This window comes from Halorhodospira sp. 9621 (assembly GCF_022228055.1).
GTDB lineage: Bacteria > Pseudomonadota > Gammaproteobacteria > Nitrococcales > Halorhodospiraceae > Halorhodospira > Halorhodospira halophila_A.
Genome location: NZ_JAJNRD010000096.1, coordinates 1 through 850 on the forward strand (window position 1 = coordinate 1; position 850 = coordinate 850).

Genomic DNA, 850 nt, shown 5'->3' on the forward strand with positions numbered 1-850 from the left:
ATCCAGCCATTCTGAGTGTTCCGGGCCCGAATCCGCTGATCAAACAGCTTGAGCCGCGCGTGATCGGGCACGGTTTTTTTTCGTGGTTCGGCGAGGATGTTGAGCAACCGCGAGACTATCGGCTGCGAGGCCATCTGCCACTCGATGACCAGCGCACCTCGTCGGTCGCTGCGGCAGGCGACACGCATCGGATAATCGCGACCCGTGCCGGTGTCCGACTGGTCGTTCCAGCCTGGCCCAAGCATCGTCACAGTGTCTCGTAGCAACCCTTTAAGCAGGTGCTTAACCCGGTGAGCATCCCGGAGGCTCGTCAGACGCTCCTTCAGCCAGGAAACGATTCCGGTCCGCTCGAGGACCTAGCGCTGGAAATAGACGCCGTTGTCCGAGCTCAGTCGCTCCTACCGGGTCTCGACCTGGATGGTGCTATTGAACGTCGCTCTCACGAGCGATAAGCTTTCACCCAAAGGTGCGGCGCCTTCCTTCCCCGATGGTCATCTTTTCTATTTTTTTGATTTTACATGGATCTGGGCACCCCACCAAACTGTTTGCCTTGCCGCCATAAATAATCCGTGGTTAGTCGAGGCCATGTGGCCAACCTGCGCACGTCCTAAACAGCTTTCGGAACCCCTGGTTCGTCGCGCAGCGTCGACGCTTCTAATAAAAAGCTATATTCCGACCTATTTTTTGTGAGGCGAAGTCTTATGTTCCCGCGTGACCATACTTTTATACTGGTTACTCCGGAGGGTGTGAAGGTTTTTCGGTCAAAAACATCATACCTGACGAGTGATTACGAGGATGCTTGCAGAGTAGCGCAAGCGCTTTCCGTAGCTGGACAAGATCAAGTCAGTAT

1 protein-coding gene is annotated in these 850 nt (G+C 54.9%); it reads right to left on the minus strand.

Annotation, left to right across the window (positions count from 1 at the left end; all coding sequences use genetic code 11):
• The coding region (locus tag LRF89_RS13250) for a hypothetical protein (RefSeq protein WP_338018532.1) at positions 1–338 on the minus strand (338 nt) is incomplete at its 3' end.
• Between the last annotated feature and the right edge of the window lie 512 nt (positions 339–850).